Source organism: Phaeovulum vinaykumarii (assembly GCF_900156695.1).
Classification (GTDB): domain Bacteria; phylum Pseudomonadota; class Alphaproteobacteria; order Rhodobacterales; family Rhodobacteraceae; genus Bieblia_A; species Bieblia_A vinaykumarii.
Window position 1 is genome coordinate 106,201 of record NZ_FTOM01000004.1, and the last position, 24,914, is coordinate 131,114.

Consider the following 24,914-nt stretch of genomic DNA (forward strand, 5'->3'; position numbering starts at 1 on the left):
GGAACGCATGCGCCGATCGCCACGCGACAACGCCATCTCGCAGGCCACGATCTCGCGGCGCGGGCTGATGCTGGGCGGGCTCCAGGCGGCGATGGTGGTCACGCTGACGCTGCGCATGCGCGCCATGCAGCTTGAGCGCGCCGACGAATACCGCCTGCTGGCCGAAGGCAACTCGGTCAAGATCCGCCTCTTGCCGCCGGCGCGCGGGCTGATCCACGACCGCAACGGCGTGCTGCTGGCCGGCAACGAACAGAATTACCGCGTCACCATCACCCGCGAGGATGCGGGCGACGTGGATCTGGTGCTGGCGCGGCTGCGCCGTCTGATCGCGCTCGGCAATGACGAGGCCGCCGAGATCGCCGACGAATTGCACCGCCGCAGCCCCAATTCGCCCATCACCGTGGCCGAGCGCCTGAGCTGGGAGGAATTCGCCCGCATCGCGGTCAATGCCCCCGCCCTGCCCGGCGTCACCCCCGAGGTCGGGCTGTCGCGGCTCTATCCGCGCGGACCCGATTTCGCGCATGTGGTGGGCTATGTCGGCGCGGTGTCGGATTACGACCTGTCCAAGATCGAGGATCCCGACCCGGTGCTGCGCATCCCGCGCTTCCAGCTGGGCAAGACCGGCGTCGAGGCCAAGCTCGAGGAGATGTTGCGCGGCAAGGCCGGCACGCGGCGGGTCGAGGTGAACTCGGGCGGCCGCGAGATGCGGGAATTGTCGCGCGAGGAAGGCACCCCCGGCGCCAATGTGCAGCTGACCGTGGATTACCGGCTTCAGAACTACGCGCTGCAACGGCTGGGGGATGAAAGCGCCGCGGCGGTGGTGATCGACTGCCGTTCGGGCGATCTGCTGGCGCTGAGTTCGGCACCGGCCTTCGACCCCAACCTCTTCGTGCGCGGCATCTCCACGCGCGACTACCGCGCGCTTCAGGACGACGATCACCGCCCACTGGCCGACAAGTCGGTGCAAGGCCTCTATCCGCCCGGCTCGACCTTCAAGATGGTGAGCGCGCTGGCCGCGCTCGAGGCCGGCGTGATCGGGCTGGACGACACCGTCTATTGCCCCGGCCATCTCGAGGTCGGCGGGCGCAAGTTCCACTGCTGGCGGCGCGCCGGGCACGGGCATCTTAACCTGACCCAGAGCCTCGAGCAGAGCTGCGACGTGTTCTATTACGACATCTCGCAGAAGGTGGGGATCGACCGCATCGCCGAGATGGCGCGCAAGCTGGGTCTGGGCACGCGCCACGACCTGCCGCTGTCGGCGGTGGCGCAGGGGATCGCGCCCGACAAGGCCTGGAAGCGCGAGCGCTACGACACCGACTGGCTGATCGGGGACACGCTGAACGCCTCGATCGGGCAAGGCTATGTGTTGGCCTCGCCCTTGCAACTGGCGGTGATGACCGCGCGGCTGGCCAGCGGGCGGGAAATCGTGCCGCGGGTGGTGCGCTCGATCGACGGGGTCGAGGTCCCGAACCCCGAGGCCGCGCCGCTCGACATCAAGCCCGAGCATCTGGCCGCGGTGCGGCGCGGCATGGACATGGTGGTCAATTCGGCGCGCGGCACGGCCAAGGGCGCCAAGATCATGCTGGCCGAGATGCGCATGGCCGGCAAGACCGGCACCTCGCAGGTGCGCAACATCTCGGCGGCCGAACGCGCGCGCGGGGTGATCTCGAACGCCGACCTGCCCTGGGAGCGGCGCGACCACGCGCTGTTCGTGTGCTATGCGCCGGTGGACAATCCGCGCTATGCCGTGGCGCTGGTGGTCGAGCATGGCGGCGGCGGCTCGGCGGTGGCCGCGCCCATCGCCCGCGACATCCTGCTCTTTGCGCTGCATGGCGGGCTGCCGCCGCTCTCGGCCTATCCGTCCAGCCAGCGCTGGCGCATCGAGAACGAGCGGCGCGATCTCGATCTGGTCGATCCGGGGCTCAAGCCCGACACCACGCCCAGCCGGGCCTGACGCGGGAGGGGACAGCGCAGATGAGCTATCTCGAAAGCAACCTCAAGACCGTGCCGGTGGGCTGGCGCAAGATCCTGTTCATCAACTGGCCGCTGGTCTTTTTGCTGGCGGCGGTGGCCTCGGCGGGCTTTGTCATGCTCTATTCCGTCTCGGGCGGACGCCCCGAGATCTGGGCCGAGCCGCAGATGAAGCGCTTTGGCCTGGGCATGGCGGTGATGCTGGCGGCGGCCTTCGTGCCGATCTGGCTGTGGCGCAACCTGTCGGCGCTGGGCTACGGGGTGGCGCTGGTGCTGCTGATCGCGGTCGAATTGTTCGGCGATATCGGCATGGGGGCGCAGCGCTGGCTCGAGATCGGGCCCTTGCGCCTTCAGCCCTCCGAGCTGATGAAGATCACCCTGGTGATGATGCTGGCCGCCTTCTACGACTGGCTCGATGTCGACAAGGTGTCCAAGCCGCAATGGGTGGCGGCGGCGGCGGCGCTGATCCTGGTGCCGACGGCGCTGGTGCTGCGCCAGCCCGACCTTGGCACGGCGATCCTGCTGCTGATGGGCGGCGGTGTGGTGATGTTCGCCGCCGGCGTCAGCCTGTGGTATTTCGGAACCGTCCTGGCGGCGGTGGGCGGGCTGGTCTTTGCCGTTCTGGAAAGCCGCGGCACGCCCTGGCAATTGCTGCACGATTACCAGTTCCGCCGCATCGACACCTTTCTTGACCCCGGCTCGGACCCGCTGGGGGCGGGCTACAACATCATGCAGGCGCAGATCGCGCTGGGCTCGGGCGGCTGGGGCGGGCGCGGCTTCATGCAGGGCACCCAGAGCCGGCTGAACTTCCTGCCCGAGAAGCACACCGACTTCATCTTCACCACCCTGGCCGAGGAATTCGGCTTCGTGGGGGCGTTCTCGCTGCTGATGCTCTATGCGCTGATCCTGGGCTTCTGCCTGCATACGGCGATGTCGGCGCGGGATCGCTATTCGTCGCTGGTCACGATCGGGATCGCGGGCACCTTCTTCCTGTTCTTCGCGGTCAACATGTCGATGGTGATGGGGCTGATGCCGGTCGTGGGCGTGCCGCTGCCGCTGGTCAGCTATGGCGGCACGGCGATGTTGATCCTGCTGTGGGCCTTCGGCATCGTGCAAAGCGCCCATGTGCACCGCCCGCGCTGAGGCGCGCCGCGCCCCTGCCCCACCCCAAGCCCTGAGCCCGAGCCCCGAAAGGACCGACATGCCCGAGATCCTGTTTGCCGCGCCTGACCGGCTCTGGCCCGCCTATGAGGAACATCTGGCGCGCGAACTGGCCGCGCGCGGGATCGACGCACGGCTGCGCCGGCCCGGCGAGGTGGCGCCCGAGACGGTCGATTACCTGATCTATGCGCCCGGCGGCGCGGTGTCGGATTTCACGCCCTTCGTGCGGGCGCGCGCGGTGCTGAGCCTCTGGGCCGGGGTCGAGCGGATCATCGCCAACCCCACCCTGACCCAGCCGCTGACACGGATGGTCGATCCGGGCCTGACCGAGGGCATGGTGGAATGGGTCACGGGCCATGTGCTGCGCGCGCATCTGGGGATCGACGCGCATCTGGCCGGGCAGGACGGGGTCTGGCGCAACGGGATCGTGCCGCCGCTGGCGCGCGAGCGCGGGGTGACGGTGCTGGGGCTGGGTGCGCTGGGATCGGCCGCAGCACGGATGCTGGCGGCGCTGAACTTCCGCGTGACGGGCTGGAGCGCGCGGCCAAAGGCGATTGACGGCGTGGCGTGTCTGGCCGGTCCCGCGCAGTTGCCCGCGGCGCTGGCGCGGGCCGAGATCCTGGTGCTTCTCTTGCCGCAGACCCCCGAGACGGTGGATCTGATGGACGCGCGGCGGCTGGCGATGCTGCCGAAGGGCGCGGTGATCCTGAATCCCGGACGCGGCAGCCTGATCGACGAGGCGGCCCTTCTGGCGGCGCTGGAGACGGGTCAGGTGGCGCAGGCGACGCTGGATGTGTTCCGCACCGAGCCACTGCCGCCCGAACATCCGTTCTGGGCGCATCCGCGGGTGACCGTGACCCCGCATGTGGCGGCCGAGACGCGGCCGGTTTCGGCGGCGGGGGTGATTGCCGAGAACATTGCGCGGGATCGGGCGGGATTGCCGCTTTTGCATCTGGTCGACCGCGCGCGGGGATATTGAGGCACGCGGAAGGGGGCGCTGCCCCCTCTTTGCGCGCAAAGCGCGCGCAAATTCACCCCCGGGATATTTGGGCCAGCTCGAAAGAGGCGCGGGGGAAGACGCGTTCAGGGGGCGAGGAATTCGACGCCGGGCAGGGCCGCGATCTCGGCCACGTCGGCTTCGTAGCGGGCGGTGACCAGTTCGACCAGTTCCTCGGTCCAGCCGGGGAGCGGCACCTCGACCTCGATCCGGTCGGGGAGACCATATTTGTCAAGGAAGGCCGAGACGATCTTGCGGCGCTGGAGGGGGGTCTTGGGCGGATGGCTGGCCAGATAGGCCTTGAGCCGTTCGAGCCCCTCGGGGGCCATGATCGCGGCGAGCACGGCGAAATCGCCGTCGAACGCGGCTTCGGGGGGCTGGAGCGCGATGCGGCGCAGCACCTCGGGCCAGATCAGCGGCGTGTCCTCGTTGCACCACAGGACCAGCTTGCGCCCGCCGATCGCGTCGAGCATCTCGCGCACCACCGGCGCCCAGCGGAGATCTTCGGGGGGCTGGCCGGCCATGATCTGATCATAGCTGTACTTGCGCTGGGCAAAGCGGACGATGGCGGGCATCAGGGTCGCGGGATTGACCAGCGCCATGAAGAACTCGGTCTCGGCGCCGGGAAAGAGGTTGCACAGCGCCTGAAGACGCTGGCCGGCCTGGGCGTGGAAGCCCTGGGGCGAGACGACCTGCACCGGAAAGCCCATGAAATTCTCGTGGCTGAGGATCAGCCGGGCGAAATCGTCATGTTCGGTGATCGTGTCGAGAAGCGTCTCCTGGGCGGTGGCATCGGCCGGCGCACCACGCAGCGCGTTCAGAAGTTCGCGGATGGGTTCGCGGTAGCGCGCGGGCGGCGGGACGATGCAGCCCTGGGCCTCGAGCGGGCCGGCATTGGCCGCGAGCGCGCGCAAGAGCCGCCCCTCGTCGGAGAAATGCGTGCCCAGGTGAAAGACGATCTGCATGCAACCCACCCCTTGCCGGCCCGGTCGCCCCGGTCCCCTGCGCGTGTTCTCGTTCCCGGATCCTGGCCCGGTTCTGGTTGAACTTATTTAACAGCGGATGCATGGACAGGAAAACCGCTTTCCTGTACCCCTGCGACATGTCGTCCGATCATTTCTCTCAGGAAATCGCGCCGGGGCAGCCGGGCATCAGGGCGCCGGCCCGCGGGTTGGGACGCGGGGCGGGCCCTTGGGTTCTGGGCGCGGCGCTGATTGCCGCGCTGGTGCTGGCGCCGATCCTGTCGGTGCTGGTCCTGGCCTCGGGGGCCGACCCCGAGATCTGGCCGCGGCTCTGGGCCGGGCCCTTGCCGCGCTATCTGGGCAACACCGCCTTCATTGCCGCGGGCGTGGGCCTGGGGACGGCGGTGATGGGCACGATCCCGGCCTGGCTGGTGGCGGTGCATGATTTTCCGGGCCGGCGCGTGCTGGAATGGGCGCTGCTGATGCCGCTGGCGATCCCGGCCTATGTGGGCGCCTATGCGCTGGTCGATTTCCTGGAATATGCCGGCCCGGTGCAGAGCGGGCTGCGCGCGGCCTTCGGCTGGGCGCGGCCGGGCGACTACTGGTTTCCCGAGATCCGATCGCGCGGTTTTGCGGCGCTGGTGCTGGCGGCGGCGCTTTATCCTTATGTCTACCTGCTGGCGCGGGCAGCCTTGCGCGAACAGCCCGGCGGCGCCTTCGAGGTGGCCCGTGCATTGGGCGCGGGACCGGGCCGGGTTTTCCTGCGCGTGGGTCTGCCGCTGGTGCGCCCGGCGGTGGCGGCAGGGGCGGCCATCGCCATGATGGAAAGCGTGGCCGATTTCGGCGTGGTCGATTATTTCGGCGTTCAGACGCTGACGACGGGGATCTTCTCGACCTGGCTCGAGATGGGCGATGCCGCCGGCGCGGCCCAGATCGCCACGCTGATCCTTGTGGCGGTGGCGCTGCTGGCGGGGGCCGAGAAGGCCGGGCGGGCGCGCGCGCGGCATTATCATTCGGCGCGCCACCCCCGCCCGCTGGTGCGCCAGCGGCTGCGGGGACCGGCGGCGGCGGTGGCGGCGGGACTTTGCGCGCTGCCGGTGGCGCTTGGCTTCGTGCTGCCGGTGGGAGTGATCGGCGCGCAGGCGCTGGCCCATCCCGAGGCCTGGTTCGGGCCGGGTCTGGCGCGCGCACTGTGGCACACGGTGGCCACCGGCGGGCTGGCGGCCACCGCGGCCATGGCAGGCGCGATCTTCATGGTCTATGGCATGCGCATCGGCGGATTTGCCGCGCTGCGGGGCCTTGGCCTTTTGACGACACTGGGCTATGCGGCGCCGGGGGCGGTGCTGGCGGTGGGCATCCTGATCCCGCTGGCCCGCCTTGATCACGGGCTGGCCGACCTGATCGAGGGGCTGAGCGGGCACGACCCCGGCCTTTTGCTGACGGGATCGGCCTTTGCCATCGTGCTGGCCTTCGTGGTGCGGTTCTTCGCCATTGCCCAGGGCGCGGTCGACGGCGCCTTCGGGCGGATCTCGCCGTCGCTGCCGATGGCGGCGCGGGCGCTGGGACAGGGGCCGGGCGGCGTTCTGCGGCGGGTGCACATGCCGCTGATGGCGGGATCGGTGGGATCGGGGCTGCTGCTGGTCTTCGTCGATTGCGTCAAGGAATTGCCCGCGACGCTGCTTCTGCGCCCCTTCAACTACGAGACGCTCGCCACGCGCATGCACGAGAAGGCCAGCCTCGAGAAACTGGGCGAGGCCGCACCGGCGGCCCTTCTGGTCATGGCGGTGGGGCTGGCAGCGGCGGCGTTGCTGGCGCGGATGAACCTGCGCGAACGGGGCTGAGCCCCCAAACGCGCCCCCTTTCGCAGACCGCCCCCCGAAGAGACGCGCGCGACAGGCTGGACGCGGCGCTGGCCCCCTGCCCTGTTCTTGCAGCGCATCGCCACCAGCCCCGGCCCCGACAAACGAAACCGCCCGCAGCCGGGGCTGCGGGCGGTGCATGGCGTCGCGGCGGCGCGGGCAGATCCCCGCGCGCGCTCAGTTGCCCTGAAGGGTCTTGGCCACCTCGGCGGCGAAGTCCTCTTCCTTCTTCTCGATGCCTTCGCCCACGGCCACGCGCGCGAACGCCAGAACCTCGACGCCCGCATCCTTGGCCGCCTGGGCCACGGTCACGTCCGGGTTGATGACGAATTTCTGGCCCAGAAGGGTCACTTCCTCGAAGAACTTGGCCATGCGGCCGACGATCATCTTCTCGATCACGGCTTCGGGCTTGCCCGATTCACGCGCCTGTTCGGTCAGAACGGCCTTCTCGCGCTCGACCAGCGCCGGGTCCAGATCGGCTTCCGACAGCGACGCCGGCGAGGTCGCGGCGATATGCATGGCGATCTGCTTGCCGATGCCGTTGTCGGCACCTTTCAGCGCGACCAGCACGCCGATCTTGCCCATGCCTTCGGCGGCGGCATTGTGGACATAGGAGACGACGGTCTCGCCCTCGACGCGGACCATGCGGCGCAGGGTCATGTTCTCGCCGATCACGGCGATGGCGTCGGTGATCGTGGCTTCGACGGTCTTCTCGCCCAGCGAGGCGGCCTTGAGGCCCTCGAGGTCGCTGACACCCAGCGCGGCACAGGTCACACCCGACACCAGCTTCTGGAAGTCGGCGTTCTTGGCCACGAAGTCGGTTTCCGAGTTCAGCTCGACCGCGACACCCACGCCGCCGTCGACAGCCACGCCCACCAAGCCCTCGGCCGCGACACGGCCCGATTTCTTGGCGGCCTTGGCCAGACCCTTGGTGCGCAGCCAGTCGATGGCGGCTTCCATGTCGCCGTCGGTTTCGGTCAGCGCCTTCTTGGCATCCATCATGCCTGCGCCGGTGGTTTCGCGCAGTTCCTTGACCATCTGGGCGGTGATCGCCATCCGAAGATCTCCTCTGAAATTATGGGTCAGGCGGGGAATAGCCCCGCCCGATGACATTTGCTTGACGCAAGCGGCAGGATCGGCCCGCCGCGGGGGGTCAGGCCACGCGCGGGACACGCACGCGGCCCAAAGCCGGCTCAGACGGTTTCCTCGACCGCCGCTTCGGCGGGCGCTTCTTCCAGCGCGCCGAGATCCACGCCGGCGGCGCCCAGCTGGGCGCTCATGCCGTCAAGCGCGGCGCGGCTGACCAGATCGCAGTAAAGCGAGATGGCGCGCGCGGCGTCGTCGTTGCCGGGGATGATGTAATCCACGCCCTTGGGCGAGCAATTGGTGTCGACCACGGCCACGACCGGAATGCCCAGTTTCTTGGCTTCCAGGATGGCCAGATCTTCCTTGTTGACGTCGATGACGAACAGCAGGTCGGGAAGACCGCCCATGTCACGGATGCCGCCCAGCGAGGCCTGAAGCTTGGCCTGCTCGCGTTCCATGCCCAGACGTTCCTTCTTGGTCAGGCCTTCGGCGCCCGAAGCCAGTTTCTCGTCGATCTCCTTGAGGCGGTTGATCGATTGCGAAACGGTCTTCCAGTTGGTCAGGGTGCCGCCCAGCCAACGGTGGTTCATGTAGTATTGCGCGCATTTCTCGGCGGATTCGGCCACGGCCTTCGAGGCCTGGCGCTTGGTGCCGACGAACAGAACGCGGCCGCCGCGGGCCACGGTGTCGCGCACGACCTGAAGGGCGGCGTCCAGCATGGGGACGGTCTGCGTCAGGTCGATGATGTGGATGCCATTGCGCTCGCCATAGATGAACTCGCCCATGCGGGGGTTCCAGCGTTGCGTCTGGTGGCCGAAGTGAACGCCAGCTTCAAGCAGCTGACGCAGCGAGAATTCGGGAAGCGCCATGTCCTGTTCCTTTCCGGTTTGCGCCGCGGCGGGGTCTTCAGGGGTTGCCCCCAACCGGTGGACTGACGGGGATGTCTCCCCCGGCCAGCCCGGCCCCGCCTGTGAAGTGCGCGCGCCTTAACCCGCTTCGGCGCGCTTGGCAAGCCCTTCGGGCGCGCAGGCGGTGTCTTTTGCGCTCAATGCCCCGCAAGGAAGGGGAAGGTCACGCCGATCGCCCAGGCAAAGGCAATCGCATTGGCGGTGGCGCCGACGAAGGGGTGGCCCGTGCGCCGATAGACCCAGCCCGAGATCATCCCGTAGATGATGAACCACGCCACCACCACCGGCACGATCATGGCCAGGAACATCAGCCGCTCGAAATCCAGCGCGACGGCGATCCCCAGCGACACCAGAAACGCCAGTTTCATCGCCGCATAGCCGCCGCGCGCGGCTCCGCGCCCGCGCGTGGCCCATTCCACCGCCCAGAAGAACGACAAGGTCCCCGCCAGCAGCACCGCCATGAACGGCCAGCGCGCCGGCACCGGCAGGAACGAGGTGAAATAGCGGTCCGACGGCAGGATCAGCGCGGCAAAGCCGAAGGCCACCGTGGCCAGCGACGCGAGCGCCAGCCGCCGCCCCTTGCCTGGTGGCACATAGGGCATGCGCACACCCCGCGCCCAGAGCATGGCCGCGGTCAGAAGGCCGAAGGTCAGGAAATGCATGGCCAGGTAATCGCCCACGATCACCGGCAGGAAGGTTGTCGGCACCACCCGCAAGAGCAGCGGCGTCACCAGCATCGGCACCACGATCACCGGCCAGAGCTGCCGCCAGGAAAGCCCCGCGCCGATCTTGCGGCCCCGCGGCAGCGCCCGCGCCAAAGGCCAGCCCAGCGCGATCCCCGCGCTCAGAAGGGCGGTGATCCAGGGGCCCATGCGGTTGGTCACCACCTGATCGGGCGCGCGCATGGCGGGGGCCGGGCCCGCCTCAAGCGCCGGCGCGCCCCCCGCACGCCATGCCCCCCCCGCAGGCGCGGCCCCGAAGGTGGCGTCCAGCCAGGCGACGGTCTCGGCCTGGGTCGCGGGGGAATAGAGCACGCCCAGATGCCCGACGTTGGGCGCCAGCGCCAGCCGCCGCCCCGTGCCCGCGGACGGATCGCCATAGGTCTGCCCCGCGCCCGCCTCGGGCCCCGCGCGCAGCCGCAGGACGCGTTCGCTCTCGGCGATCAGACGGCTTTCCCATTCCCCGTCCACCACCAGCAGGTTGCGCGGCACCTCGGCCGTCACCGCGGGCGAGAACATCGACACCGCCACCGTGGCCGCCACATCGGGCGTTTCCTCGGCGTAACGGATCACGATGTCGGTCGCCATCGAATGGCCCAGGACCGCGATGCGCCCGTCGCCCAGGCGCCGGGCCTTCTCGCCCACGCGGCGCAATTCGGCCAGAAGTGTCTGGGTCGCGCCCGAGACCTCGGTCAGGTTGCCGCTCATCGGGTTGGGGTTGCGGCCATGCCCGGCCAGATCATAGGCCAGCACGCCATATCCCGCCCGCGCCACGGCCAGCGAGATCCCCTGCATCAGCCGTTCCGAGCCGGCAAAGCCATGCGCCACGACCAGCACCGGCGCCGGCCCCGCCCCTTCGGCCTGATAGAAGCGCGCGGGCGTGCCGGCGATGTCGACCGGGGTGATCGCAATCCCCTGCCGCGGCGCCTCGAGGTGAAAGACCGCGGCCCCGATCACATAGGCCGCCATCAGCGCCACCAGCAGGCGCCCCAGTTGCAAGAGCCGCCCGCGCCAGGTCACGCCTTGCCCCCGCGGGGTTTCCCTTTCGTCCGGGTGGCGCCGGCCTCGACATGCTTGCGCAGCCGCGAGGGGGTGGATTTCTTGCGTTCCTTGTAGGGGTTCTTGGCCCCCTGGTCGCGGAAGATCAGCCGGATCGGCGTGCCCGGCATGTCGAAGTCGGTGCGCAGACCGTTGACGAGATAGCGCCCGTAGGCCTCAGGGATGGCGTCGGTATGGGTGGCCATGACCACGAAGGCCGGCGGCCGGGTCTTGACCTGCGTCATGTAGCGCAGCCGGATGCGGCGCCCGCCCGGCGCGGGCGGCGGATGCGCCTCGGTCATCGCCGAGAGCCATTGGTTGAGCTTGGCGGTGGTCACGCGGCGGTTCCAGACCTCATGCGCCTTCAGGATCGCGGCATGGAGCCGGTCGAGCCCCTTGCCGGTCTTGGCCGAGACGGTGACCAGCGGCGCCCCGCGCAGCTGCGGCAGAAGGCGTTCGAAGGATTCGCGCAGCGCGTTCAGCTTGGCGGGCTTGTCCTCCTCGAGATCCCATTTGTTGGCCGCCACCACGACGGCGCGGCCCTCGGTCTCGGCAAAATCGGCGATGCGCAGATCCTGCTGCTCGAAGGGAATGCCCACGTCCAGAAGCACCACGACCACCTCGGCAAAGCGCACCGCGCGCAGCCCGTCGGCGACCGACAGCTTCTCGACCTTGTCGGTGACGCGCGCCTTCTTGCGCATGCCCGCCGTGTCCCAGATGCGCATCGGCGTGCCCATGAAGGTGGTGCCGACCGAGATCGCGTCGCGGGTGATGCCGGCCTCGGGGCCGGTCAGAAGGCGGTCCTCGCCCAGGATGCGGTTGATGAGGGTGGACTTGCCGGCATTGGGGCGCCCGATCACCGCCAGTTGCAGCGGGCGCGCCGCGCTGGGGGCGTGATAGGTCTCGGCCTCGGCATCCTCGTCGCTGACGGCGACATCGACCTCGGGGCCGGGGCGGCGGGCCTCGATCTCGGCGGCAAGCGGGCGCAGGATGTGATAGAGCTCGTCCATCCCCTCGCCGTGTTCGGCCGACAGGCGCAGCGGCTCGCCCAGTCCCAGCGCATAGGCCTCGAGAACGCCGCCCTCGCCCGCGCGGCCCTCGGCCTTGTTGGCAGCCAGGATCACATGGGCGTTCTTCTTGCGCAGGATATCGGCGAAGATCTCGTCGGCCGGGGTCACGCCGGCGCGCGCATCGACCACGAACAGGCACACATCGGCCTCGTCCACGGCGCGTTCGGTCAGCCGGCGCATGCGGCCCTGAAGGCTGTCGTCCTCGACCAGCTCGAGCCCGGCCGAATCGATCACCACGAAGCGCAGGTCGCCCAGGCGGGCGTCGCCCTCGCGCAGGTCGCGGGTGACGCCGGGCTGGTCATCGACCAGCGCCAGCCGCTTGCCCACCAGCCGGTTGAACAGGGTCGATTTGCCCACATTGGGCCGCCCGACGATGGCAAGGGTAAAACTCATGGCTCGAAATCCGCACGATCAGGGGCGCACGGCCCATCCGTGCGCGAACGCCCGTGCGCAAGGCACACGGGGCAGAGGGTCCGTCCTACACCGGAACGCGCGCGCCGCAAAGACCCGAGGCGCGCGCGGGCCCGCGCAAAGGGCGCGACCTGCACCAGGGGCCGGGCGCGGCGGCGTGGGCACGGCCGGTTGCGCGCCGGGAGGAACGGCGGCTTCGGCGGGCCAGGCGACCTGGGCGGGCCGGGGGGCCCGCGCCTCAGCGCAGGGCGATCAGGTCGCCCTTGACGCCCTGCACATAGGCCACGCCGCCCGCGACGACCGGGGCCGAGGCCGCGCCTTCGGGCAGTTCGATCTGGCCCGCAGGCGCCCCCGTCACCGGGTCGAAGGCGCGCATGATCCCGTCCGAGCTGGCCAGCCACAGCTTGCCGCCCGCCAGAACGGGGCCGTAATGCACGTAGATCGTGGATTGCTTCTTGATCTTGGCCTTGACGTAATAGGGCAGTTCGACCGCCCAGATCTCGTCGCCGGTGGCCGCGTCAAGCCGCAGGAGCCGCCCCTCGTCCGACACCAGGAAGACCGAGCCCCCCGCCACCGTGACCGGCCCCGAGGTGCCCTCGGTCGCGTTCCACAGCGGCTGGCCGGTTGCGGCCTCGATGGCCACGGTCCGCCCCGAGGACGACCCCGCATAGACGCGCCCGCCGGCGATGACCGGATCGCCCGTCACGTCGGTGAAGGCGGCAAAGGCGCGCCCGATGCGGCGCCCGGCGATGCGGCCTTGCCATTTCGGCGCGCCGGTCGCGGCCTCGAGCGCGAGAAGATCGCCCGTGGCAAAGGGAAAGACGACGACGCCGCCGCTGACCGCCGGCGCCGAGGCCCCGGTGACGCCCGACCGCCCCGGCAGACCCGGCTGCTGCCAGACGACCTTGCCGTTGCCGGCCTCGACCGCCCAGACCGAGCCGTCGCGCGCCAGCACATGGACCCGGCCGTCGGCGACGGTGGGCGCGCCGCCTACGGGGGCGTCGAAATCCTGTTCCCAGAGGCGCGCGCCGGTGGTGGCGTCAAAGGCCTCGAGCACACCATAGGCCGAGGTCACGAACACCCGGTTGCCGGCGACCGCGATGCCGCCGCCCGAAGCTTCGCCCTTCTTCTCGCCCGGCGGCGTCAGATCCACGCTCCAGAGCGTGGCACCCGCGGTCGAGGTGGCGGTCAGCTGCGCCTCGGCGTCCAGCGTGAAGATGCGCCCGCCCGACACGACGGGCTGGGCCGGCATGCGGCGGCGGCGGCCTTCGCCCGCGCCGATGGGGGCCGTCCAGACGACCTGCGGGGCCGGCGACAGCGCCCGGTGGCCGATGTCATGGTCCGGGCCGCCGGCGCGTTGAGGCCAGTCGGGGCGGGCCTGCGGCGCCGGCAGCGCCAGCGGCACGCGCGCGGCTTCGGCCGCGGGGGCCGGGGCCTCGTTCACGCCCAGATCCAGCGCCTCACGCGGATCGAGACGGATGCCGGGCAAGGGATCGTCGCCCCCGCTGCATCCGGCCAAAGCTGCGATCACGGCCCCGAGGGCCAGGGATTGAAACCGCTTCACCGCCCGTTCCTTTCCTGCGCCTGCCGCCCCGCGCCCGGCGGAGCCCTGCCGGCAAGACCCGCGCCCGATCAGGACGCGTCGGCCTCGCCACCCAGCGCCACAATCAACTCTGCCGCCCGCCGGCGCAAGTCCGGCGTCACATCGGCACTGGCCAATATCTCGCGCGCCAGGGTGATCGCCGCGTCGGGACGCTCCGCCTCCACCAGCGCCAGCGCCTGCTGCTCCAGCGCCAGAAGGCGATAGGGCGCGCCCGCCTGCGCCAGCCCCGCCAGCGCCGCGTCGCGCTCGGCCGGGGCGAGATCGGGCCCGGCCACGATCACCGCCTTGAGACGTGCCAGCTGCCGCAGGCTCTCGGGCTGGGCGGGATCGTCCGCCACCGCCTCGAGCAAAGCACGCGCCGCCGCGCGGTCACCCGCCTCGATGCGATCGGCCGCAAGCAGAAGCTTGCGGATGCCGTCGCGCGCGCCCGTCGCCGCAATCGCCTCGAGCGCGGCACCGGGATCGGCGTCGGCGGAAACCGCCCCCAGGACGGCATCACCGAAGGCCCGCGCCTCGGCGTCATTGCGCGCGCGCTGCCATTCCAGAAACGCCGCCGCGCCGACGATGCCGACAATGCCCGCGATCCCGATCCAGCCATAGCGGCGGAACAGCGCAAACAGCTTGTCGCGGCGAACTTCCTCGCTCACTTCCTCGATGAAGCTGTCGGTCTCGCTCATCGTCCCCTCCGCACAGGCTCCCGGGCGGCACGCATGCCCCCGGCCGGGGCGCCTGCGCGCGCTCTCGGGGGTCGTCATAACCGCAAATCACGCCCGGCCACAAGCCGTTACCACCGCCCGCGCCGCGCCGCGATCCCGCCGCGGGAGGGGCCGACCGAGCCTGGCGTTTCCCCACGTTCCGGGGGATCGGCGCGCCGAAAGGACAGGCGCGTGGGGATAGGCGGTTTGGAATAGGCGGGGGGGGGCAAGGGGGCCCCGCCCCCGGCGGCCCGGCGCCCCTCGATGGGGCGGCGGGACGCTCCCCCCTTTGCCCCGCCCCTTTTTCAGGCCCCCTTCTCAGGCGACATCTTCCTCGGCCGACTGGCGCGCCCACATCGCGGCATAGCGGCCGCCCTGCGCCAGAAGCGCCTCGTGGCGGCCCTGCTCGACGATACGCCCCTGCTCCATCACCACGATCAGATCGGCATCGACGATGGTCGACAGCCGGTGCGCGATGGTCAGCACCGTGCGCCCCTTGCCCATCGCCTTCAGGCTGACCTGGATGTCGCGCTCGGTCTGCGTGTCCAGCGCCGAGGTCGCCTCGTCCAGAAGCAGGATCGGCGGGTTCTTCAGAAGCGTGCGCGCAATCCCCACGCGCTGCTTCTCGCCCCCCGACAGCTTGAGCCCGCGCTCGCCCACCGTGGTGTCATAGCCCTCGGGCAGGCTCATCACGAAATCATGGATCCTCGCGGCCCGCGCGGCGGCCTCAATCTCGTCCTGGGTGGCGTCGTCGCGGCCATAGGCGATGTTGTAGCGGATGGTGTCGTTGAACAGAACCGTATCCTGCGGCACGATCCCGATGGCGGCATGCAGGCTGTCCTGGGTGATCGCGCGCAGATCCTGCCCGTCGATGCGCACGGCGCCCCCGGTCACGTCATAGAAGCGGAACAGAAGCCGACCGATGGTCGATTTCCCCGCCCCCGAGGGCCCGACCAGCGCCACCTTCTGCCCCGGCTCGACGGTCAGCGAGAAGCCCCGCAGGATCGGACGCGCCGCATCATAGCCAAAGGCCACATCGTCGAATTCGATCCGCCCGCCCGAAACCGCCAGCGGCTTGGCGTCGGGGGCATCCTGGATCTCGGCGGGCTGGTGCAGCAGGTCGAACATCTCGCCCATGTCGGTCAGCGACTGGCGGATCTCGCGGTAGACCGTGCCCAGAAAGCCCAGCGGCATGGTGATCTGGATCATGTAGGCGTTGACCATGACGAAATCGCCCACCGTCAACTGGCCCGCCTGCACGCCCTGCGCCGCCATCACCATGACCGCGACCAGCCCCGCGGTGATGATCATCGACTGCCCGAAGTTCAGCACCGCCAGCGATTGCCCGGTGCGCACCGCATAGCCTTCATAGCGGCGCATCGAGGCGTCATAACGTTCGGCCTCGCGCGTTTCGGCGTTGAAATACTTGACGGTTTCATAGTTCAGCAGGCTGTCGATGGCCTTCTGGTTGGCCTCGGTGTCCTGCTCGTTCATCCGCCGCCGGATCTGCACCCGCCATTCGGTGACGCGGAAGGTGAAGGTCACATAGGCCCAGATCGTGGCCACCACGACCGCCATGTACCACAGGTTGAAGACCGCCGCGAAGATGATCGCCACCAGCGTCAGCTCGAGCGCCAGCGGCCCGATCGAGAACAGCATGAAGCGCAGAAGGAAATCCACGCCCTTGACGCCGCGTTCGATGATGCGCGACAGCCCGCCGGTCTTGCGGGTGATGTGATAGCGCAGGCTCAGCCTGTGAATATGCGAAAAGGTCTCGAGCGCCAGCGCCCGCAGCGCGCGCTGCGACACCCGCACGAAGAGCGCGTCGCGCAATTCGCCAAAGCCCACCGTCATCAGCCGCGCCAGCCCATAGGCCAGCGTCAGCCCCACCGCCCCCAGCATCAGGAGCGTCTCGCCCGAGGGCGCCTCGCCCGCCAGCGCATCGACCGCCGCCTTGTAGAGGAAGGGCGTCGAGACCGACACGATCTTGGCCGCCAGAAGCGCCAGCATCGCCAGCACGACGCGCTTCTTCACCCAGGGCGCATCCTCGGGCCAGAGGTAGGGCACCACCGAACGGATCGTGCGCAGGCTGCGTGCACGTTCGTCAGAGGTGACGGGGCCCGAACGGGTGATCTGGCTGGGCGGCATGGCTGATCCTTGCGAGAACTGAACGGCTATGGCTGCGCGGCAATGGCGAAACGGGCCGGGCGGGCCTTGGCTCTGTCGGGTGGAGCCGCCCGCGCCGGAACCCGGCCCTTTGCGCCGGAGCGGCGGCACCTTAGACGCGGCGGCCCCCAAGCGCCAGAGCCAATGCCCGCCGCTGGTGCACCAGATGACCGCCCCGCAGGCGCGCGGGCGCAGACGCCGATCTTGCAGGACTTTCGCGGCCGAAACGGGTGCGATCGGGGAAATTTCCGGGCGCGCCGGCCACGCGTTGGCGCCAGGAGCGGCGCGCAGGTTCGCAAGAGAAGAGAGGGCCCCGGAGGTGGCGCCCCGGAGACGCCCCCCTCCCCGGAGACGGCGCCCGAATGGGGCGTCCCCGACGGCGCCCCGGCGGGAAAGGGGCATGCGGCCCCTTCCCCACGCGGCCCCGATCATTCGGGGTGGCAGATCTCGTGGCGCAGGATCGCCACCAGCGTGCGCACCACCAGCGTCACGATCAGCACCGCCAGCACCGCCAGAAGCCCGGTGGCGATCATCAGATGCGGCTGGGAATGCACCGTCTCGGCGTAAAGGAAGCTGGCGATGGTCAGCGCCGCAACCGGGAAGCTGAGCGCCCAGAAGGACAGCGCGAAGGGCAGCCGCAGAATGCGCGGAAGCTGCACCACCACCAGCGCGGCAAAGACATAGCCGATGCTCAGCAGCACATGAGCGAAGGCGTCCACGCCCGCATGCATCCCCACCGCGCCCGGCGTCACCGGCGCCACGCCATGCAGGCGCATCCAGGCGATGAAGGCCACCGCCGGCGGCGCGATCATGATGACGAAGGTCGGTTGCAGACGGCCCGGCAGCGGATCGTGGAAGATCAGCCGGTTGAAGACCAGCGTCAGCAGCACCAACCAGAACATCATCCCGGCCGAGAAGAACAGCCACGAGATCTCCATATAGCCCAGCGGCGCCCCCGCCACCGGGACGATCACGTTGCCGACGGCCGGGATGAACCACGCCGGGTTGAGATGGCCGTGCTGGAACGACCGCGTGCCGATCCAGCCCGAGATCACCGCCAGCGTCAGCACGCCCTGAAGCACGGTGCCTGCCCACCAGGCCATCTCGGCCAGCGGCCGCGAGACGCTCATCAGCGCGGTGGCGATGATCAGGATCGACACCGAGAAGGTCGGGAAGAAGGCCAGCCGCACCGGGTGGTGCCATTCGCCCGAGACGGCCTTGGGATGCAGCAACGCCTTGAGAAGGTAGACCAGCGCCACCAGGCCGAAGACGCCCAGCGTCGCATAGAGCGCGTATTGGAAGGGCTGCATGCCCAGACCCAGCGGCGCCGCGCCGGCCTTGAGCGCCAGCGTGAAGCCCCCAAGCCCCATCGAGGTGGCAAAGAAGGTGATCGGAAAATGCTTCAGCCGCGACTCGTGGGCTGCGGCGTCCGGGGCGCCCGCGGGGGACGCCGATGCGGCAGGTTGGCTCATGGTTTCCTCGTCGATCCTAATCCTTGGGCGTGACCGCCCGATGGGGTCATTCGGGCGTTCCCGCCCATTTGGTGCAGTCGGGCGGCAGCGCCGCCCTTCAAAAGGCCACCCCCGGAGACTGCGCACGCGCTCCGGGGGTGGATCTGCCGCGGGCCGGACCCGCTTGCCCGGCCCGCGGCAGCGTGGAGAGGGACAGCCCTCAGGTCTTGGCGCGGGGGGCGTGGCCCAGGATCGCCTGGGCGGTATAGCTCAGCAGCGTCAGCCCGCCGCCCCCCGCCAGCGCGATCCAGGCGATCACGATCCAGTCGATCGGCCCGCCAATATCGGCCAGATGCGAATTGGTGAACCACAGCACGAACCACACCGCCGCCACCGCGCCCAGGGGGGCCGTGATCTCGGCCCGCACCAGCCAGCGTGAGGCGATGCCGCGGTCGCGGATCAGCACGGCCACGAAGGCCACGGTGATGATCCCCGAGATCACCACCAGCGACCAGAACAGGCCGCGGCCATAGATTTCCTCGAAGACCGCGATCAGCGTCGCAAGGGTCAATTCCTTCATGTCGTTGTCCTTTCGCGCTCAGGCCAGGCCGCGCAGCATCGCGTTGTAGGTCGGCTTCAGGGCGATTTCCTTCATCAGCCACGAGATCCACAATTCCTCGAGCGGGGAGATCACCCCCGGGAAGGACGGCGTCAGGTTATTCTCATAGTCGAATTCGACCAGCATCGCACGCCCGATGCGTGTGATCATCGGACAGGAGGTATAGCCGTTGTAGACCGCGGTGCCGGCGCGGCCGTTGATGTCGGCGACCAGGTGATCCTCGACCACCGGCACCTGCCACTTGACCGAAGCCGCGGTCTTGCCCTTGGGCACGCCCGCCACATCGCCCACGGCGAAGATGTTGGCATAGCGGCGGTGGCGCAGGGTCTCGGGGTCGACCTCGGCCCAGCCCTGATCGACCCATCGGTCGGCCCAGGACAGGCCCGCATCGCGGATCACCTGCGGCGCGCGCATCGGCGGGATGACGTTGATGAAGTCGAAATCCAGAACCTTGCGGCCCTCGGGGGTGTCGTAATGAGCCTGACGGGCGCCGGCATCCACGCCGCGCAGCACATGGTGCCAGCGCGTGTCCACGCCGCGTTCGCGGAAGAGCAGCTTGACCTTCTCGTTGACGATCGGCACCGAGAACAGAGTGTCGTTATGCGCGGTATAGATCACCTGCGAGGTATCGCGGTGCTCCTTGCGGCGCAGGTAATCGTCGGTAATGAAGGTATATTTCAGCGGCGCCCCGGCGCATTTCATCTCGGTCGCGGGACGGCCGAAAAGCCCGATGCCGCCCTTGTCGGTGAAATTGTCCATCGCCTTCCAGGTGGCCGCGGCCTCCTCGGGGCCGGCATAGACCGCGCCGATCCCGTTGGCGCCCACCTGCGATTTCTCGAAGCCCTCGACCGCGTCCCAATCCAGCACCATCCCGCAGGCCAGCACCAGATAATCATACTCCAGCACCTCGCCGCCGGTGGTGGTCACGCGGCGGGCATCGGGGTCGATGGCGGCCGCGCCCTCGTTGACCCAGCGCGCCGCGGAGGGCAGCCATTCCCCCGTGCGCGAGACCGAATAGCCCGACGGCTTGAGCCCCGCAGCAATCAGCGTGAAGCCCGGCTGATACCAATGCTGGGCACGCCCGTCGACCACCGTGATCTCGGCGCCATCCAGACGCTGGACCAGACGGTTGGCCATGGCGGTGCCCGCCGCCCCCCCGCCCAGGATCACGATTCGCGCGGCGGTCTTCACCGGTGCGGGCGTCTGCGCGGGGGCGGCCACGGGCAAGGCCCCCAGCGCCGCGGCGCCTGCGCCCAGTCCCATCAGCGCCCGGCGCGACAGGCGCGGCGCAGAGGTGCGTTCGGTCATTCGACTTCTCCCTGACTTGACCGAATGTCTCTCCCTGACATTCGCATTCGTGCATATATCAGCGCAGCCGGATTGAATAGAGAAAAAAGATGTATCTTTTTATTGTGATCCGGTTCAAGATAGAACGCCTCACCTGACAGAACCGGACCCGATCGGACGCCTATGCGACTTACGACCCGCACCAATCTTGCCATGCGCACACTGATGTTCTGCGCGGTCAACGACGGGCGGGTGGTCCGCAAATGCGAGATCGCCGAGGTCTGCAACGCCTCCGAGAACCATCTGGCGCAGGTGGTCAACACGTTGGCGCAGAAGGGGTTTGTCGAGACCCAGCGCGGGCGTTCGGGGGGCTTGCGGCTGGCGCGGCCGGCCACCGAGATCACCGTGGGCGCGGTGTTGCGCGCCTTCGAGACCGGGATGCCCTTCGCCGAATGCTTCCATGCCGCGACCAACACCTGCCCGCTGATCGGCACCTGCCGGTTCCGCGATGCACTCGAGGCCGCGCTCGAGGCCTTCTACGGAGCGCTCGACAAGGTGAACCTGTCGGATCTGGTGGCCGAGAACCACGGCCTGATCCATATCCTCAAGTTGGTCGAGGGCCGCCCCCTGCCCGCCTGCGACGGCCCCGCCGGAGCCTAGCCCACCCAGACCGTCCCCGCCCAGGCCGGCTCTGCGCAAGCCGCCCGCTCTCACTGTCTTCCCTGGCGGAAAGGGGCAGCGCCTCTGTCCGGAATGAGCGGCACGAATGAGCGGCACGGGCCTGGACCGCGCTCCGGCCTCGCTGCCCCAGCCCGACCTGTGACAGCCCGGCCTCCCCCCCTCGTGGATGTCCCAGCCCGACATGTCTCAGTCTCGCATGTCGTGGGTCGGGATATCCGGGGCCGCCATGTCCGGGGCCGGCCTGCCCCCGTCCACCATGTCGTGGGCCGGCCTGCCCCAGTCCAGCGCGCCCCGACCCCGCCCGCATGGTCTGAACCGGCATCGGATACGGCCAGGCCGCGCAAGCGCGCCCGCGTTCAAGCGCCCCTCTCTCACGGCTCCGAACACGGGCCGCCCCACTCGCGCCCCCCCCCGGAACGGCGACCCGTCCTGGCCTCGGGCCCTCCATCTCTGGCCCTCTATCTCTGGCCCTCTATCTCTGGCCGGCCTCTCAGGCTCACGAGAGCCTGGCCCACGAGCTTCTGGCCCACCCAATCCGGCCCACCAAGATCTGGCGCACGAAAATACGGTCCAGCCACAGCCGGCAAGGGCACACCCGGCCGCCCCACCCGACCGCCCGGCCCGGCATCACGCAAACGCCGCAAGGGCGCACCCGCAACAGGGACAGGCCGGCCGAACCGGACCGCAGGTCAGGACGTCAATGCGGCTCAGCCGATCCGGGGGATCACATCCCGCCGGACCAGGTATGAAACATCAATTTCAAGGGGGATCAGTAGATGTAGCGGATCTGATCGGTCCAGAATCGTTCGATCCGGCGCAGGCGGCGATTCAGATCCTCGAGATTTTCGGGGGACATCCCCGCACGCGAGGTCAGCTGTTCGGAATGCCGCGCGAACAGGTCGCCGACCGCCTGACGCAATTCGCGCCCGCGCGGGGTCAGACGCACCCGGACCGAGCGGCGGTCGATCTCGCAGCGCTGGTGGTGCATGTAGCCAGCCTCGACCAGCTTCTTGAGGTTGTAGGACACGTTCGAGCCCTGATAATAGCCGCGCGATTTCAGCTCGCCCGCCGTCACCTCGTTGTCGCCGATGTTGAACAGCAAAAGCGCCTGAACGGCGTTGATCTCGAGAATTCCCAGACGCTCGAACTCGTCCTTGATGACATCGAGCAGAAGACGGTGGAGCCGCTCCACCAGAGAAAGGCTGTCAAGGTAGCTGTCGAGGAAGTCCTGCGCCGGGGCCTCCGCAATCGTGCTTTGCATCGTCATGTTGTTCTCCGCCCATCGCTTCCAAGAGCGAAGGTGCGAGAAAATGACAAAATTTCGGTTAAGCGCAGAAAAATGTTCGCCAATTGTCGAAAAGGTTCAGACGTATTGACGTGATGGCCCCAGGACATTCCGCGGCCCCCTTGCGCGCCCCCTGGCGCGGGGCCCCCGCGGCCGCAAGGCTGCGGGGGCCCCGCGCCGCCGGGCGCCACGCGCCAGCGTGGCGCAACACCTCATCCTTCCCCGCCCCGAAAGCCCTTGGCCCGCAGCCGAAAAAGGCCCGGCGCCGCGCGCGGGCGCAGCCACCGGGCCCTTCCGACTGGGGTTTTGACATGATCCGCCCCGCCGCACCCGCATCCCGCCGCGCAGGCCCTGCGGGACGGAAATCAGAGCGCGGCGCTCTCCATGCGGCGACGGGCGAAATCGGCCACCTCGGCGATCAACGCAGCATAGCGCTCGGGACAGGGCTGCGTGCCCAGAATCCAGGGAAATATATCCTGATCGTTTTCGCCCAGAAGCGCGTCATAAACCTCAAGCTCGGCCGCGCTCAGCCCGGCCAGCCTGGCATCCGCCCAGGGCCCCAGCACCAGATCCATCTCCTTGGTGCCGCGCCGCCAGCTGCGCATGCGCATCCGCTTGAGACGCGCCTCGGCGCTCTCCGTTCCGTTCCCGACCATTCCGGCCCTCTCAGCTTGCCTGCACCAGAATGGTGCGCAGTTTCTTTTCCAGACGCCCGATGCGCACGCCCATGTCGGCCATCTCGGCACGCAGGCTGCGCAGCTCGTGAAGCGCCGCCGCCGCGCCGGGGGTCTGGATTTCCTCGGGGTCGACCCCCTCGCCCTCGCCCGTCAAGAGCCAGACCAGCGACACCCCCAGCATGCCCGACAGCATCTGCAACCGGTTGGCGCGCGGCTCGGCGGTGTCGTTTTCCCACGACGCCAACGTGCGCGCACGCACGCCCAGCCGCGCGGCCAGCTCGGATTGGCTCAGCCCCGCCGCCTCGCGCGCGGCCGCCAGGCGGTCGCCCAGCGTCGCCTGTTCGTCGGAATACCAGCCTTCTTCGGTGTCGCTCGGCATGACCTGTCCTTCCCGCTTGAACGCCTGTCCGGCCAAGCCTAAGACATGGGTCCGGCAGATTCAAACCGGAGATCCCCAGATGGCCTTCCTTTCCGACACGCTGGCGCGGGTGAAACCCTCTCCCACCATCGCGGTGACGTCGCGCGCGCGCGAGTTGAAGGCCGCGGGCCGCGACGTGATCGGCCTGGGCGCGGGCGAGCCCGATTTCGACACCCCCGAGCACATCAAGGAGGCCGCCATCGAGGCCATCCGCCGCGGCGAGACCAAATATACCGCCGTCGACGGCATCCCCGAGCTGAAAGCCGCCATCTGCGCCAAGTTCGCCCGCGAGAACGGGCTGAGCTATACCCCCGCGCAGATCACCGTGGGTTCGGGCGGCAAGCAGGTGCTCTTCAATGCGCTGGTGGCCACCCTCAATCCCGGCGACGAGGTGGTGATCCCCGCGCCCTATTGGGTCAGCTATCCCGACATGGTGCTTCTGGCCGGCGGCACGCCCGTCTTCGTCGAGGGCCCGCGCGAGACCGGCTACAAGATCACCCCCGAGGCGCTCGAGGCCGCGATCACGCCCAAGACCAAATGGGTCATCTTCAACTCGCCCTCGAACCCGTCGGGCGCGGCCTATTCGGCGGCCGAGCTGCGCGGGCTGACCGATGTGCTGATGCGCCATCCCCATGTTTGGGTGCTCTCGGACGACATGTATGAACACCTGACCTACGGCGGCTTCGAGTTCGTCACCCCCGCCCAGGTCGAACCGGGCCTGGCCGCGCGCACGCTGACGTGCAACGGCGTCTCCAAGGCCTATGCGATGACCGGCTGGCGGATCGGCTATGCCGGCGGCCCCGAGACGCTGATCAAGGCCATGGCCAAGGTCCAGAGCCAGTCGACCTCGAACCCCTGCGCGATCTCGCAATGGGCGGCGGTGGCGGCACTCGAGGGGCCGCAGGATTACGTCCGCGAAAGCCGCGCCGCCTTCGAACGCCGCCGCGATCTGGTGGTGTCGGCGCTCAGCGCCTGCCCCGGCATCGACTGCCCCACCCCCGAGGGCGCCTTCTATGTCTATCCGTCGATCGCGGGGCTGATCGGGCGCACGACCGCCGCCGGCACCCGCATCGACAGCGACGAGACCTTTGCCGCGGCCCTTCTGGACGAGGCCGGCGTGGCCGTCGTGTTCGGCGCGGCCTTCGGGCTTTCGCCAGCCTTCCGCATCAGCTACGCTACATCGGATGCCGTGCTGGCCGAGGCCTGCGCACGGATCAAGGTGTTTTGCGAGGGCATGACCTGAGGGTCCGTCACACAAGTCCAACCATCCCCCGACCGGCCGTCCGCAACCGGGCGCTGTGACAGGCGCCCGTTGCCGCCGGTCGGGATCCGCGCACCGGAGAACCGCGCATCATGTCAGGCGATTTGCCGGAATATTATTTCCGTATCCGCGAAAACGGCGCCGCCGTGTTCCGGGTGGACACGGAAAACCGCCAGCGGCGCATCGAGATGGACCAGATTGCGGTGGTCAACGTGCGCAACGGCGAGATCCGGCCGCAGGGCGACCGCAGCCTCAGCCCGCGCGACATGGCCACGATCCGCGACTGGCTGGAACGGCGCGTGGCGCTGCTGGCCCAGCGCGACATCGACGACATCCACCGCGCCGTGGATCACCTGAACCTGACCACGCAATGGGCGCAGTCCAAGGCCACCGATGCCCAGCTCGAGGATGTGACCGACGCGCTGCTTATGGCCATGCATGACCTGCGCAGCGTGCTGGTGCGGCGCAAGGCCGAACGGCTGATGCGCGACCGCCCCGGCGCCGAGGGCGCGGACGACTGAGCGGCGCCGCAGGCGCGGGCGGCGGGCCCGCACGGGCTGCGCAGAAAGGGCCCGCGCCCCGACCGCCT

The 24,914-nt window shown here is 69.2% G+C and carries 21 protein-coding genes; 7 read left to right on the forward strand and 14 right to left on the reverse strand.

Going from position 1 to position 24,914, the window contains the following annotated elements; all coding sequences use genetic code 11:
• Positions 1-7: 7 nt before the first annotated feature.
• From mrdA to BW949_RS10055, 3 genes are read left to right on the forward strand one after another with little or no spacing between them, the layout of a single operon-like run.
• Positions 8-1,954: a penicillin-binding protein 2 gene (gene mrdA, locus BW949_RS10045; RefSeq protein WP_076365687.1), complete on the forward strand. Its 1,947-nt coding sequence runs from the start codon at positions 8-10 to the stop codon at positions 1,952-1,954.
• Positions 1,955-1,974: 20 nt separating this feature from the next.
• Entirely contained in the window at positions 1,975-3,114 is a 1,140-nt protein-coding gene (gene rodA / locus BW949_RS10050) for a rod shape-determining protein RodA (protein WP_076365689.1), read from the forward strand.
• Positions 3,115-3,172: 58 nt separating this feature from the next.
• Positions 3,173-4,111, forward strand: a complete 939-nt coding sequence (locus BW949_RS10055) for a 2-hydroxyacid dehydrogenase (RefSeq protein WP_076365691.1) — start codon at positions 3,173-3,175, stop codon at positions 4,109-4,111.
• Positions 4,112-4,215: 104 nt separating this feature from the next.
• Here the strand turns inward: BW949_RS10055 and BW949_RS10060 are convergent, their stop codons facing one another.
• Positions 4,216-5,094 carry a hypothetical protein gene (locus BW949_RS10060; protein WP_076365693.1) on the reverse strand — a complete coding sequence of 293 codons (879 nt, stop codon included), beginning with the start codon at positions 5,092-5,094 and terminating at the stop codon, positions 4,216-4,218.
• A gap of 137 nt (positions 5,095-5,231) precedes the next feature.
• On the opposite strand from BW949_RS10060, the gene BW949_RS10065 reads away from it, so the two are divergent.
• The gene (locus tag BW949_RS10065) at positions 5,232-6,932 is read left to right on the forward strand and encodes an ABC transporter permease (protein ID WP_076365695.1); all 1,701 of its coding nucleotides are present in this window, start codon (positions 5,232-5,234) and stop codon (positions 6,930-6,932) included.
• Positions 6,933-7,127: 195 nt separating this feature from the next.
• On the opposite strand, the gene tsf is transcribed toward BW949_RS10065, so the two are convergent.
• The 10 genes from tsf to BW949_RS10115 all read right to left on the reverse strand — a co-directional run bounded on the left by tsf (position 7,128) and on the right by BW949_RS10115 (position 20,024).
• A complete protein-coding gene (tsf, locus tag BW949_RS10070; protein ID WP_076365697.1) occupies positions 7,128-8,006 on the reverse strand; it encodes a translation elongation factor Ts in 879 nt (292 codons plus the stop codon).
• A gap of 137 nt (positions 8,007-8,143) precedes the next feature.
• The gene (rpsB, locus tag BW949_RS10075) at positions 8,144-8,905 is read right to left on the reverse strand and encodes a 30S ribosomal protein S2 (RefSeq protein ID WP_076365699.1); all 762 of its coding nucleotides are present in this window, start codon (positions 8,903-8,905) and stop codon (positions 8,144-8,146) included.
• 176 nt (positions 8,906-9,081) lie between these two features.
• Entirely contained in the window at positions 9,082-10,683 is a 1,602-nt protein-coding gene (locus BW949_RS10080; RefSeq protein WP_235816269.1) for an alpha/beta fold hydrolase, read from the reverse strand.
• Positions 10,680-12,164, reverse strand: a complete 1,485-nt coding sequence (gene der, locus BW949_RS10085; RefSeq protein ID WP_076365701.1) for a ribosome biogenesis GTPase Der — start codon at positions 12,162-12,164, stop codon at positions 10,680-10,682. Before der ends, BW949_RS10080 begins: the two co-directional genes overlap by 4 nt.
• 256 nt (positions 12,165-12,420) lie before the next feature.
• Positions 12,421-13,671, reverse strand: coding sequence for an outer membrane protein assembly factor BamB family protein (locus BW949_RS10090; protein WP_143524439.1), 1,251 nt, complete (start codon positions 13,669-13,671; stop codon positions 12,421-12,423).
• Between the two features lie 143 nt (positions 13,672-13,814).
• On the reverse strand, positions 13,815-14,462 hold the full coding sequence (locus tag BW949_RS10095) for a tetratricopeptide repeat protein (RefSeq protein ID WP_076365705.1): 648 nt from the start codon (positions 14,460-14,462) through the stop codon (positions 13,815-13,817).
• A gap of 336 nt (positions 14,463-14,798) precedes the next feature.
• Positions 14,799-16,628 (reverse strand): ABCB family ABC transporter ATP-binding protein/permease, encoded by a 1,830-nt coding sequence (locus BW949_RS10100; protein WP_076365707.1) that lies wholly within the window; start codon positions 16,626-16,628, stop codon positions 14,799-14,801.
• A 446-nt stretch (positions 16,629-17,074) separates the two neighbouring features.
• Complete coding sequence (locus tag BW949_RS10105; RefSeq protein ID WP_076365709.1) at positions 17,075-18,118, reverse strand: SLAC1 anion channel family protein; 1,044 nt, start codon at positions 18,116-18,118, stop codon at positions 17,075-17,077.
• A 199-nt stretch (positions 18,119-18,317) separates the two neighbouring features.
• Positions 18,318-18,677, reverse strand: coding sequence for a DUF5368 domain-containing protein (locus tag BW949_RS10110; protein ID WP_076365711.1), 360 nt, complete (start codon positions 18,675-18,677; stop codon positions 18,318-18,320).
• A gap of 18 nt (positions 18,678-18,695) precedes the next feature.
• Entirely contained in the window at positions 18,696-20,024 is a 1,329-nt protein-coding gene (locus tag BW949_RS10115; protein ID WP_076365713.1) for an NAD(P)/FAD-dependent oxidoreductase, read from the reverse strand.
• Between the two features lie 162 nt (positions 20,025-20,186).
• Here BW949_RS10115 and BW949_RS10120 point away from each other — a divergent pair, with 162 nt between their 5' ends.
• On the forward strand, positions 20,187-20,663 hold the full coding sequence (locus BW949_RS10120) for an RrF2 family transcriptional regulator (protein WP_076365715.1): 477 nt from the start codon (positions 20,187-20,189) through the stop codon (positions 20,661-20,663).
• 790 nt (positions 20,664-21,453) lie between these two features.
• Here BW949_RS10120 and BW949_RS10125 read toward each other — a convergent pair.
• The 3 genes from BW949_RS10125 to BW949_RS10135 all read right to left on the reverse strand — a co-directional run bounded on the left by BW949_RS10125 (position 21,454) and on the right by BW949_RS10135 (position 23,025).
• Positions 21,454-21,951 carry a MarR family winged helix-turn-helix transcriptional regulator gene (locus BW949_RS10125; protein ID WP_179747543.1) on the reverse strand — a complete coding sequence of 166 codons (498 nt, stop codon included), beginning with the start codon at positions 21,949-21,951 and terminating at the stop codon, positions 21,454-21,456.
• 383 nt (positions 21,952-22,334) lie between these two features.
• Positions 22,335-22,625: an FAD assembly factor SdhE gene (locus tag BW949_RS10130; protein ID WP_076365717.1), complete on the reverse strand. Its 291-nt coding sequence runs from the start codon at positions 22,623-22,625 to the stop codon at positions 22,335-22,337.
• Between the two features lie 10 nt (positions 22,626-22,635).
• Positions 22,636-23,025, reverse strand: coding sequence for a helix-turn-helix domain-containing protein (locus BW949_RS10135; RefSeq protein WP_076365719.1), 390 nt, complete (start codon positions 23,023-23,025; stop codon positions 22,636-22,638).
• Positions 23,026-23,104: 79 nt separating this feature from the next.
• On the opposite strand from BW949_RS10135, the gene BW949_RS10140 reads away from it, so the two are divergent.
• Positions 23,105-24,307, forward strand: a complete 1,203-nt coding sequence (locus BW949_RS10140) for a pyridoxal phosphate-dependent aminotransferase (RefSeq protein ID WP_076365721.1) — start codon at positions 23,105-23,107, stop codon at positions 24,305-24,307.
• 110 nt (positions 24,308-24,417) lie between these two features.
• Complete coding sequence (locus tag BW949_RS10145) at positions 24,418-24,846, forward strand: hypothetical protein (RefSeq protein WP_076365723.1); 429 nt, start codon at positions 24,418-24,420, stop codon at positions 24,844-24,846.
• Positions 24,847-24,914 lie beyond the last annotated feature (68 nt).

Bases quoted from the DNA above. Each gene is read 5' to 3' on its own strand.
- mrdA (WP_076365687.1), top strand. From the start codon at position 8: ATGCGCCGATCGCCACGCGACAACGCCATCTCGCAGGCCACGATCTCG.
- rodA (WP_076365689.1), top strand. From the start codon at position 1,975: ATGAGCTATCTCGAAAGCAACCTCAAGACCGTGCCGGTGGGCTGGCGC.
- BW949_RS10055 (WP_076365691.1), top strand. From the start codon at position 3,173: ATGCCCGAGATCCTGTTTGCCGCGCCTGACCGGCTCTGGCCCGCCTAT.
- BW949_RS10060 (WP_076365693.1), bottom strand. From the start codon at position 5,094: ATGCAGATCGTCTTTCACCTGGGCACGCATTTCTCCGACGAGGGGCGG.
- BW949_RS10065 (WP_076365695.1), top strand. From the start codon at position 5,232: ATGTCGTCCGATCATTTCTCTCAGGAAATCGCGCCGGGGCAGCCGGGC.
- tsf (WP_076365697.1), bottom strand. From the start codon at position 8,006: ATGGCGATCACCGCCCAGATGGTCAAGGAACTGCGCGAAACCACCGGC.
- rpsB (WP_076365699.1), bottom strand. From the start codon at position 8,905: ATGGCGCTTCCCGAATTCTCGCTGCGTCAGCTGCTTGAAGCTGGCGTT.
- der (WP_076365701.1), bottom strand. From the start codon at position 12,164: ATGAGTTTTACCCTTGCCATCGTCGGGCGGCCCAATGTGGGCAAATCG.
- BW949_RS10095 (WP_076365705.1), bottom strand. From the start codon at position 14,462: ATGAGCGAGACCGACAGCTTCATCGAGGAAGTGAGCGAGGAAGTTCGC.
- BW949_RS10100 (WP_076365707.1), bottom strand. From the start codon at position 16,628: ATGCCGCCCAGCCAGATCACCCGTTCGGGCCCCGTCACCTCTGACGAA.
- BW949_RS10105 (WP_076365709.1), bottom strand. From the start codon at position 18,118: ATGAGCCAACCTGCCGCATCGGCGTCCCCCGCGGGCGCCCCGGACGCC.
- BW949_RS10110 (WP_076365711.1), bottom strand. From the start codon at position 18,677: ATGAAGGAATTGACCCTTGCGACGCTGATCGCGGTCTTCGAGGAAATC.
- BW949_RS10115 (WP_076365713.1), bottom strand. From the start codon at position 20,024: ATGACCGAACGCACCTCTGCGCCGCGCCTGTCGCGCCGGGCGCTGATG.
- BW949_RS10120 (WP_076365715.1), top strand. From the start codon at position 20,187: ATGCGACTTACGACCCGCACCAATCTTGCCATGCGCACACTGATGTTC.
- BW949_RS10125 (WP_179747543.1), bottom strand. From the start codon at position 21,951: ATGACGATGCAAAGCACGATTGCGGAGGCCCCGGCGCAGGACTTCCTC.
- BW949_RS10130 (WP_076365717.1), bottom strand. From the start codon at position 22,625: ATGGTCGGGAACGGAACGGAGAGCGCCGAGGCGCGTCTCAAGCGGATG.
- BW949_RS10135 (WP_076365719.1), bottom strand. From the start codon at position 23,025: ATGCCGAGCGACACCGAAGAAGGCTGGTATTCCGACGAACAGGCGACG.
- BW949_RS10140 (WP_076365721.1), top strand. From the start codon at position 23,105: ATGGCCTTCCTTTCCGACACGCTGGCGCGGGTGAAACCCTCTCCCACC.
- BW949_RS10145 (WP_076365723.1), top strand. From the start codon at position 24,418: ATGTCAGGCGATTTGCCGGAATATTATTTCCGTATCCGCGAAAACGGC.